Origin of the sequence: Nocardioides sp. NPDC057772 (genome assembly GCF_042798075.1) — a bacterium.
In the GTDB taxonomy this organism is placed as follows: domain Bacteria; phylum Actinomycetota; class Actinomycetes; order Propionibacteriales; family Nocardioidaceae; genus Nocardioides.
Map to the genome: position 1 here is coordinate 70,775 of NZ_JBHVKN010000005.1, position 9,574 is coordinate 80,348.

Consider the following 9,574-nt stretch of genomic DNA (forward strand, 5'->3'; position numbering starts at 1 on the left):
AGCTCGACCACCAGGAACTAAGAGGCATCGCGGTTGACGCGGACCGCGACGCCGGTCGACCTGTCGGGCGGCGGCTGGGGCGCGGCGTACCTTCTCGAGCGCTCGCGTGTCTTCTCCTTCTCGAGCGCGATGCCGAGGCGGCGTACGACCTCTTCGCGGTCCTCCACGCGCCCCTCACGTCCGAGGAACGCGACCCACGCCATCGCCAGCACGGTGATGACCGCCGACGGTACGAGCCAGAGCAGGATGTCCACGTACGAAAGCCTATTGGTGACCCCAACACCGCGCACCATGGCGCGCCGCGCCAGGACCTGCCAGCGCTGCGCGAACTGCGAAGCAATCGCCACAAGTACAGCGCTGGAGCGCTCCTCGTCTGGACGCAGCGCAGTGAGGAGCGCAGCGACGAACGGAGCGGAGGAAGACGAGGATCAAGCGAAAGCGCTCGCGAATTGCGAAGCAATCGCGAAATTACGGCGCGCCGACCCACTCATCCGTGCCGTCGGTGAAGACCTGGTGCTTCCAGATCGGCACCTCGGCCTTGAGGGTGTCGATGAGGTCGCGGGAGGCGGCGAAGGCCTCGCCGCGGTGGCCGGAGGCGGTCGCGACGATGACGGCGATGTCGCCGATGTCGAGGTGGCCGGTGCGATGGACAGCCGCGACACCCGCGACACCGTGGTCGGCGGCGACCTTCTCGGCGACCTCCCTCAGGCGCGCGAGGGCGGTGGGATGGGCCTGATAGTCGAGGCCGGTCACCCCCTTGCCCCCGTCGTGGTCACGTACGCGGCCGACGAAGAGGGTGACCCCGCCGGAGGCGTCGTCGTCGAGAGCGTCCATCACCTCGGTGACATCGAGAGGGGTCTCCCGGATGTCGAGAAGCTTTACGGCGGCGTTCATGGGACCAGCCTAGTGCTTGCTGACAGCGGGCTTCCGTCACCGCGTAGGCTGGACACATGAGTCAGACCCCAGGTGGCCCCGACGAGCCGGAGGAGCCGGAGAACCCCTTCAAGGGCACGCCCTTCGAAGCGTTCTTCGGTGGGTTCCCCATCGGCGGCGTCGGTGGCGGCCCCGGCGGCATGCCTGACCTGAGCCAGATCTTCGGTCAGATCCAGTCGCTGCTACAGCCCTATGACGGCCCGCTGAACTGGGACGTCGCGATGGACCTCGCCCGAAAGGTCGCCGCGTCCACACCCGACCCGACGCCTTCTCAGAAGCAGAAGGACGCGGTCGCAGACGCGATCCAGCTGGCCGACCACTGGTTGGAGGACACCACCTCGTTCCCCGCCGGCGTGAAGTCCGCCACCGCTTGGTCCAAGGCCGAGTGGCTGGTCAACACGCTGGACGCATGGAAGCCGCTGATCGAGCCGGTCGCGGCCTCGACCGCGGCCGCGATGAGCGGTCAGCTGCCCGAGGAGATGAAGGCGCAGATGGGCCCGATGATCGGGTTCGTCGGCAAGGCGATGGGCGCGTTGTACGCGAACCAAGCCGGCACCGGCCTCGGTCACCTCGCCGGCGAGGTCATCTCGGTCTCCGACATCGGCATCCCGCTGGCCGAGACCGGCCAGGCCGCGCTGCTCCCGGTCAACGTCGAGCCCTTCGCCGAGGGCCTGGGTGTCAGCACCGACGACGTGCTGCTCTTCCTGGCCCTGCGCGAGGCGGCCCACCAGCGCCTCTTCGCCGGCGTGCCGTGGCTGCGTGACCACGTGGTCAACGCCGTCACCGACTACGCACAGGGCGTCGAGCTCAACATGGAGGCCATGCAGCAGCGGATCGAGGAGCAGATGCGCGGCCTCGACCTCTCCGCGATGCAGGACCCCTCGCAGCTGCAGAACATGTTCGAGGAGGGCATGTTCGAGGTGCCCGACTCGCCGGTGCAGAAGGCCGCGCTGGAGCGCCTCGAGATCGTGCTGGCGCTCGTCGAGGGTTGGGTCGACGAGGTCGTCGCCCTGGCCACTGCCGAGAAGATGCCGGTCGCGGCGCAGCTGCAGGAGGCCGTACGCCGCCGCCGCGCTGCCGGCGGTCCGGCCGAGCAGACCTTCGCGACCCTGGTCGGCCTCGAGCTCCGTCCGCGGCGCCTGCGTGACGCGGCTGCGCTGTGGGGCTCGCTGCGCACCCGGCAGGGCATCGAGGCCCGCGACGGCGTCTGGATGTCGCCGGCGCTGCTGCCGACATCGGCGGATCTCGACGACCCGCTCGGCTTCCGCGAGGGCGCCGAGGCTCCCGACGTCGACTCGATCGACTTCGACGCGGAGCTCAAGAAGCTCCTCGGCGGAGACGCTGACGAGTGAGTCTGCACGCTGACGCGCTCGCGACCCTGCGGGCGTGGGACGCGCCGTCCGCTCCGCAGGAGTCCTTGCGGCAGCGCTACGTCGCCCATCTCGAGGCCGAGCCCACCGGGGTCTTCAAGTCGTGCGTCCCCGACCACCTGACGGCCTCGTGCGTGGTGCTCTCCGACGACGGCTCCTCGGTGCTGCTGACCCATCACCGCAAGGCGCGGCGGTGGTTCCAGTTCGGCGGACATCTCGAGCAGGGCGACCCGACGCTGTGGGCGGCCGCCGCCCGCGAGCTGCGTGAGGAGTCCGGCGTGCCGGACCTGGCGCCACTTCCGGGGCTGGTTCAGCTCTCCGAGCATCCGGTGCCCTTCTGCGCTCCGTCGGGCGACGTCCACCACCTCGACGTGCGCTTCATGGCGGTCGCTCCCACCGGTGCGGTTCCGGCGGTGAGCGAGGAGTCGCTGGACGTACGGTGGTGGCCGGTCGACGGCGTCCCCGATCCCGAGCCGGAGATGATCGAGCTCATCAAGCTCGCGCAGGCACACCTCTAGCTCGCCCTCCGGCCGGGGTCGTCCCGAGTGCGGTGTGCGCGGTCGGCCGCCGGCTGGCGGCGAGAACGGCGGGCGGCTCTCCGGCAAACCTGACGCTGTCACGGGTCAGATGGCTCTGGTCGGCATACCCGTGGCGGGCCGCGATCTCGGCAAGGGGCAGGCGGCCGAGATCGACGGCGGCCCGCTCGAAACGTACGATGCCTGCGGCCGCCTTCGGAGTGAGCCCCATGGTGCGTTGAAAGGCGGTCGTGACGTGGCGGTGGCTCCAGCCGGTCTGGGCCACCAGGTCACGGATGCGCGCCCGGCCCCCGGACTCGGTGATCCGCTCCCACAGCCAGGACACCAGCGGGTCTGCCGGTTCACCTGCTAGCGCCAGCAGCGCAGACTGGACCAGGTCGAACCTCTCCTGCCACGTAGCGGCCTCGGCGAGCCGCTCCGAGAATGACGTTCCGAGCTCGGGGACCAGATCCTCGACCTTGACCACGCTGGCCGCGACCTCCCGGCCGGGGACGCCGAGCAGCCGGCTGACGCCGAGCGGCGACAAATAGACCTGCACGCACGCGTGGCTGCGGCCGGAACGGGTCGAGACCGGTCCGGGCATGAAACCGGAGAAGAACGACCCGTACGTCCCCGCTCCCTGTCCCGCGGCGACCTCGACGACCTCGAACGGGTCGCCGAAGGAGAGGACCAGCGGCAGCAGCGTACCGGCTGGCTGGCGCCGCTCGAGCGGAACGACCGCATGTTCACGGAAACCGACGACACCCGCCACCAGGCCCCGCAGACCGGGGTGGGCGGGAAGTCGTACGAGCTCGCGGGTCACACCCGTCATGGATCGATCATCGCCGGTCGATTTCGATCAAGCCAGCAGATTCGGTTCGGACGCAGGATGTGGCCATGCGAAAACTTGCGATCGTGGAGTTCCTGAGCGTCGACGGTGTGATGCAGGGGCTCGGTTCCCCTGACGAGGACCGGAACGGTGGTTTCGAGCACGGCGGCTGGGGCATGCCCTTCAGCGCGGCCCTCGGAGAGGTCCTCTCCCCCGACGTCGGCGCCCAGACGTCGGCCTATCTCTTCGGGCGGCGGACCTACGAGAAGATGGCTGGCTTCTGGCCGACCCGGCCCGACACCGACCCGATGGCGGCGAGCCTCAACGCCACCCCGAAGTACATCGCGACCCGCACGCTCCGCGACGTGGCCTGGAGCGGCGCGACCGTGCTCGACGGCGATGTGCTCGAGGCGGTGGACGACCTCAAGGCCAACGGCTCGGGCACCATCGTCGTGCTCGGCAGCGGCAACCTCGTCCGTCAGCTGATGAGGGCCACGCTCGTCGACGAGCTGCGGCTGTTCATGCACCCGCTGCTGCTCGGCACCGGCAAGCGGCTCTTCGGCGAGCTGCCGTCGCCGGGCTCCTTGCGCCTCGAGGACATCGCATCGACGAGTCTGGGGACCGTGGCGCTCACCTACTCCGTGGGCCGGCTGCTCTCCTCGGACACGCCGGTGACCATCGCACAGGCCTCTGCCGTGTGACCGGGCGCGGGGCCGGTCGCCTTGCTGAGCAGACGGCGAAGCGTGGCACGCTCGTCGTCGTCGAGCCGGTCCAGCAGGTCGTTCTCGGCGGCGTCGACCCGGCGGCACAGCTCGGCAACCGCTCGCACGCCCCGCTCGGTGGGGACGATCTGGCGCTGCCACCCGCCGCGATGACGGACCTCGCGCAACGCGCCGAGGAAGCCGGTCTCGACCTGGTGGTGATCACCCCCGGCGACCTGGATCCGTGGACCACCGCGACCTGGCTGCTGGGGAGCACCAAGTCCATCCCGATCGGCGTCACGCTGGCTCCTGCCGGCGCACCCGATCCGCGAGACCCGGACGGCGGCTACCCGAGCGTCGCCGGCCGCGCTCGCGACAGTCTCGAGCTGCTCGCCGGCGCGCGCCTGATCACCGACCCGAGCGCGTGGACGAACGCACCCGCCGACCTCTCCCCCACCGACCTCGAGCGCGCGGCAGCCGCGAGTCTTCCCGTCGTCGTCCCGGCCTCGACCGAGGCCGAGGTGGACCGGGCGGCTCGCCTGCTCGTGGAGCACGGCGGTCCGCGGCCGACGGGACCGCGGCGTACGTCCTCGGTCCGGGCGAAACGTCGGCTGGGCATCGCCTATGACGAGGTGCCCGCCTCGCTCGCCGAGACGGCCGTCGAGCCCGGCGACCCGGCCTATCGGGCGGTCCGTTCGACCTATCTGCGCGGCGGCCGCCCCGGCCTCGTGCTGCGCCCGACGACCCCGGCCCAGGTGGCCGAGGCGCTGGCCTTCGCCGCCCGTCACCGGCACCTTCCGCTCGGCATCCGCAGCGGCGGGCACGGCGTCAGCGGCCGGTCGACGAACGACGGCGGACTGGTCATCGACGTGGGCGGGATGAGCACGATCGAGGTCCTCGACACAGCGACCCGCCGCGTACGCATCGGGCCCGGGGCCACCTGGAAGCAGGTGGCGGCAGCGCTGGATCCCCACGGGTGGGCGCTGGGCTCGGGCGACTACGGCGGCGTCGGGGTCGGCGGGCTCGCGACCGCGGGCGGGATCGGCTTTCTCTCGCGCGAGCACGGGCTCACCATCGACCACCTGGTCGCGGTCGAGATGGTGCTCGCCGACGGGTCGATCGTGCGCGCCGACCACGAGGAGAACCCGGAGCTGCTCTGGGGCGTGCGCGGCGCGGGCGCCAACCTGGGCGTCGTGACCGCGTTCGAGTTCGAGGTGTACGAGGTCGCCGAGGTCGGCTCCGCACAGCTCACCCTGGTGGTCCCCGACATCGAGGAGGCCCTGCTCCGGTTCGGGGCGGTGGCCGCCGCGGCGCCGCGGGACACCACCGTCTTCCTGGTGACCGGTCGCCCGCGGCCGGAGGGCTCGGTGATCCAGCTCTACGGCCTGGTCGACTCACCGGACCCGGACGTGATCCTGGAGCGGCTGACACCGTTCGCCTCCCTGGGGGCGCTGGTGCAGCAGCAGGTCGTCCTCGCCCGCTACACCGACGTGATGAACCAGGCCCACGACGTCGGCGCCGACGGCCACCACGGACACGGGGAACCGCACGCACGCTCCGGGCTGATCCCGGCTGTGACCAGCGAGTTCGCCCGCGATGCCGCGCAGATGCTGCGCACCGGCGTCGTCTACTTCTTCCAGCTACGCACCATGGGCGGCGCGATCGCCGACGTGGCTCCCGATGCCACCGCCTTCGCCCACCGCACCGCCGGGTTCCACATCACCGCGATGGGCGGGTCCTCGAAGGCCCTGGACACGGCGTGGTCCCGCCTGCGGCCGCACGTCGACGGGCTATACCTCAGCTTCGAGACCACCCGATCGCCCGAGCGGGTCGCGGACGCGTTCCCGCCCGCGACCCTGGCGCGGCTGCGCGACCTCAAGCAGCGCTTCGACCCGACCAACCTGTTCCGCGACAACTTCAACATCGACCCTTCGGAGATGAACCGATGACCGACTACGGCCACGACCTGCTGTTCGGCACCTTCGTCACCCCGTCCGCCCAGTCCCCGCAGAAGGTGGTGGACCTCGCCGTCACCGGCGACCGGGCGGGCCTGGACCTGGTGACCTTCCAGGACCACCCCTACCAGCCCGCGTTCCTCGACACCTGGACGCTGATCTCGTACGCCGCCGCGCGCACCTCACGCGTCCATCTGGCCGGCAACGTCCATTCGCTGCCGTTGCGGCCGCCGGCGATGCTCGCCCGTTCCGTCGCTTCGCTCGACCGGCTCTCCGGCGGCCGGATCGAGCTCGGCATCGGCGCCGGCGCGTTCTGGGATGGCATCGAGGCGATGGGCGGGCGGCGGCTCACCGCCGCCCAGGGCGTCACCGCGCTGCGCGAGGCGATCGGCATCATCCGCGAGGTATGGGACGTCTCGACCCGCGGCGGCATCCACCTCGACGGCGAGTTCTACCAGGTCGACGGCGCCAAGCGCGGCCCCGAGCCGGCCCACGACATCCCGATCTGGGTCGGCTCCTACAAACCGAAGATGCTGGAGCTCACCGGGGCACACGCGGACGGCTGGCTGCCCACGCTGGAATACTTCGAGGGCGGGCTGGAGTCGGTGCCGGGCCTCAATCGCCGCATCGACGAGGCGGCCGCCGCGGCCGGGCGCTCGCCCGGTGACGTACGTCGTCTGCTCAACCTGATGAACGTCTCGCTCCAGCCCACCAGCCGGGCGCTCCTCAACGGACCGGTGGACCAGTGGGTCGAGGACCTCGCCGGGCTGGTCCTGGAGTACGGGTTCTCCGCCTTCCTGATCGGCGGCGACGACCCCGCAGTGGCCGAGCGGTTCGCTGCCGAAATCGCGCCGCAGGTGCGCGAGCTGGTCGCCCGGGAGCGCTCGTAGCGCTAGTCGACCGGGTCGTCGACGTCGTCGTCCTCGCCCGGAGGGGCGGGGAGCTTGGCGGCGGCGGACCAGCCGGCCAGGTAGCCCTTGGCGCGCTCGGCCTGGGGGTAGCGGTCGACCCAGGCCCAGAAGGCGTCGTTGTGCTTGGCCTCGAAGAGGTGGGCGAGCTCGTGGACGAGCACGTAGTCGATGACCCAGCTCGGCATGCCGCGCAGCCGGTCGCTGAGCCGGATCGAGCGGTCGCCCGGCGTGCAGGAGCCCCAGCGGCTGTTCTGGTTGTCGACCCAGCGGACCGAGTCCGGCTTGGCCAGGCCGCCGAAGTACTGGTCGCTCAGGGCGGCCGACCGCCGCATCAGGTCGTCGTCGCTGGGCTTGCGACGTCGCTCGGCCTTCTCCAGCCGGGCGACCATCTGCTCGACCCATTCGGCCTCCTCGCGCTGCGACATCGCCGCCGGGATCATCACGATGATGCGGTCGCCGTCACGGTAGGCAGAGACCGTACGCCGGCGTCGCTTGCTGCGCCGTACCTCGATCTCCGGGCCGTCCATAGGTCAAGAAACTACCTGTTCGCCCAGGCCAGCAGGCGGTCCCGCGGCCAGGTGTTGATGATCCGTTCCTCTTCGATACCCGCCTTTTCGGCTCGTTCGCACCCCAGGACGAGGAAGTCGAGCTGCCCCGGAGCATGCGCGTCCGAGTCGATCGAGAAGAGGCAACCGACGTCGCGGGCGAGCTCGAGAAGCTTCGTCGGCGGGTCCCTTCGCTCCGGCCTGGAGTTGATCTCGACCGCGACGCCGTGCTCCGCGCACGCCTCGAAGACCTTGCGCGCGTCGAACTGGCTGCCGGGCCGGGTGCCGCGGTTTCCGGTGACCAGCCGGCCGGTGCAGTGGCCGAGCACGTTCATCCGGGTCGTGGAGACCGCGGTGACCATCCGCCGGGTCATCTGCTCCTTGTCCATCTTCAGCTTGGAGTGGACGCTGGCGACCCGGAGCTCTAGCTTGGCGAGCATCTCATCGGTCTGGTCGAGGCTGCCGTCGTCGAGGATGTCGACCTCGATCCCCTTCAGCAGGGTGAACCCGTGCCCGGCGAGGTGGTCGTTGACCGCGTCGACCACGCCGAGCTGGCGTTCCAGGCGGGCGGCGCTGAGCCCGTTGGCGACGGTCAGGCGCGGGCTGTGGTCGGTGAGCACGAGGTAGTCGTGACCCAGCTCGATCGCGGTGAACGCCATCTCCTCGATCGGCGATCCGCCGTCGGACCAGTCGGAGTGACTGTGCAGGTCGCCACGGAGGCTGCTCCGCAGCCTCTCCCCCGCACCACCCTCGGTCAGCGGACCGCCGTGGAGCCGCTCGGTGTCCTGCAGCCGCTGCGGCACCTCACCGCGCGCGGCCTCGGCGATGACCTTGGCCGTGCTCGCCCCGACCCCGCTCAGCTCCGTCAGGGTGCCCTCGGCCGCCCGGCGGCGTACCTCCTCCTCGGGGATGGGGAGGATGGCCGCCGCGGCGGTGCGGAAGGCCTTCACCTTGTAGGTGTCCTCGCGGCCGCGCTCGAGCAGGAACGCGATCCGGCGAAGGGCCGCGACGGGGGACAACGCCTCGCCTACCAAATCTTCCTCCAACTATTTTTCTTCTCCACAGCCGGTGGAGAAAGCTTTTCGCAGGTCATCGTCTTGATTCAACCGATCATTCTCCATCCGGTCACCGGGTTTCCCACAGGAACAGGCGCGTCTTCCACCGGCTTTCCCCAAGCAAAGCGGTGTTGTCCACATCTTGTCCACAAGGCTCGCGGAGTGGGACGTTGACGGGCTCCCACATCCTCTTTAAGTTCGATGTCAGTGGGACCCCCGGCGCCGCCGGACGGCCTTCGCAAGGGGAAGGCGAAGGACGATCCAGGCACCGGGGGTCCCTCCAATTTTCACAGGCGACGTAACTGCGGCGAGGACCTTCGATGCGTCCTCGAAACCCCAGAATCGCCCGGTATGACGCCAACACGCCGACACTCGCTTGGTAGCCCGTGTTGCCGCCGGGAGCGCCGTGTGTCGTAGGGTCGAGACGGCTCGTCATGACGAGCTTCCGACGGGCTTCCCTGACAACCCCGTCGCGACGACCAGTTACACATAGGCAAGGAGGCCGTCATGGCGGAGACCTGGAGCGGCGAGTTCTACTGCGTGAAGTGCAAGGAGAAGCGCGAGGCGACCGGTGAGATCCGGGTGAACGACAAGGGCACCAAGATGGCCAAGGCCGTCTGCCCGGTCTGCAGCACCAACCTCAACCGCATCTTGGGCAAAGCCTGAGCCTGCGACTCCGCGACGAAGGAGCGGAGTCGCAACGCGAAGGGATCGAGCGAGCGCAGCGGGTGAGCCTGCGAACCCGCGAAGCGGGTCGAGA

At 70.2% G+C, this 9,574-nt stretch carries 11 protein-coding genes; 6 read left to right on the plus strand and 5 right to left on the minus strand.

What is annotated here, in order from left to right; genetic code table 11:
- Positions 1 to 17 precede the first annotated feature (17 nt).
- Complete coding sequence (locus ACFVJS_RS02200) at positions 18 to 254, minus strand: hypothetical protein (protein ID WP_189120095.1); 237 nt, start codon at positions 252 to 254, stop codon at positions 18 to 20.
- A 214-nt stretch (positions 255 to 468) separates the two neighbouring features.
- Entirely contained in the window at positions 469 to 894 is a 426-nt protein-coding gene (locus tag ACFVJS_RS02205; RefSeq protein ID WP_378877019.1) for a molybdenum cofactor biosynthesis protein MoaE, read from the minus strand.
- Positions 895 to 950: 56 nt separating this feature from the next.
- Here ACFVJS_RS02205 and ACFVJS_RS02210 point away from each other — a divergent pair, with 56 nt between their 5' ends.
- Together ACFVJS_RS02210 and ACFVJS_RS02215 are read left to right on the plus strand one after the other, a co-directional pair.
- Entirely contained in the window at positions 951 to 2,285 is a 1,335-nt protein-coding gene (locus ACFVJS_RS02210; RefSeq protein ID WP_378877021.1) for a zinc-dependent metalloprotease, read from the plus strand.
- Positions 2,282 to 2,821 carry an NUDIX hydrolase gene (locus ACFVJS_RS02215; protein ID WP_378877023.1) on the plus strand — a complete coding sequence of 180 codons (540 nt, stop codon included), beginning with the start codon at positions 2,282 to 2,284 and terminating at the stop codon, positions 2,819 to 2,821. Before ACFVJS_RS02210 ends, ACFVJS_RS02215 begins: the two co-directional genes overlap by 4 nt.
- Here the strand turns inward: ACFVJS_RS02215 and ACFVJS_RS02220 are convergent.
- Positions 2,796 to 3,650, minus strand: coding sequence for a helix-turn-helix domain-containing protein (locus tag ACFVJS_RS02220; protein WP_378877025.1), 855 nt, complete (start codon positions 3,648 to 3,650; stop codon positions 2,796 to 2,798). The two genes, ACFVJS_RS02215 and ACFVJS_RS02220, sit on opposite strands and share 26 nt — an antisense overlap.
- Positions 3,651 to 3,715: 65 nt before the next feature.
- Here ACFVJS_RS02220 and ACFVJS_RS02225 point away from each other — a divergent pair, with 65 nt between their 5' ends.
- The 3 genes from ACFVJS_RS02225 to ACFVJS_RS02235 are packed head-to-tail and all read left to right on the plus strand — an operon-like array spanning position 3,716 to position 7,193.
- On the plus strand, positions 3,716 to 4,348 hold the full coding sequence (locus tag ACFVJS_RS02225) for a dihydrofolate reductase family protein (protein ID WP_378877027.1): 633 nt from the start codon (positions 3,716 to 3,718) through the stop codon (positions 4,346 to 4,348).
- Positions 4,345 to 6,297, plus strand: a complete 1,953-nt coding sequence (locus ACFVJS_RS02230) for an FAD-binding protein (protein ID WP_378877029.1) — start codon at positions 4,345 to 4,347, stop codon at positions 6,295 to 6,297. The genes ACFVJS_RS02225 and ACFVJS_RS02230 overlap by 4 nt, the downstream gene beginning before the upstream one ends.
- Entirely contained in the window at positions 6,294 to 7,193 is a 900-nt protein-coding gene (locus tag ACFVJS_RS02235; protein ID WP_378877031.1) for an LLM class flavin-dependent oxidoreductase, read from the plus strand. Before ACFVJS_RS02230 ends, ACFVJS_RS02235 begins: the two co-directional genes overlap by 4 nt.
- Positions 7,194 to 7,195: 2 nt before the next feature.
- Here ACFVJS_RS02235 and ACFVJS_RS02240 read toward each other — a convergent pair whose 3' ends face one another.
- Positions 7,196 to 7,741: a M48 family metallopeptidase gene (locus ACFVJS_RS02240; protein WP_378877033.1), complete on the minus strand. Its 546-nt coding sequence runs from the start codon at positions 7,739 to 7,741 to the stop codon at positions 7,196 to 7,198.
- A gap of 11 nt (positions 7,742 to 7,752) precedes the next feature.
- Positions 7,753 to 8,778 carry a PHP domain-containing protein gene (locus ACFVJS_RS02245; protein WP_378877035.1) on the minus strand — a complete coding sequence of 342 codons (1,026 nt, stop codon included), beginning with the start codon at positions 8,776 to 8,778 and terminating at the stop codon, positions 7,753 to 7,755.
- Between the two features lie 543 nt (positions 8,779 to 9,321).
- Here ACFVJS_RS02245 and ACFVJS_RS02250 point away from each other — a divergent pair.
- Positions 9,322 to 9,480 carry a DUF5679 domain-containing protein gene (locus tag ACFVJS_RS02250; protein WP_091051197.1) on the plus strand — a complete coding sequence of 53 codons (159 nt, stop codon included), beginning with the start codon at positions 9,322 to 9,324 and terminating at the stop codon, positions 9,478 to 9,480.
- The last annotated feature ends 94 nt before the right edge of the window (positions 9,481 to 9,574 follow it).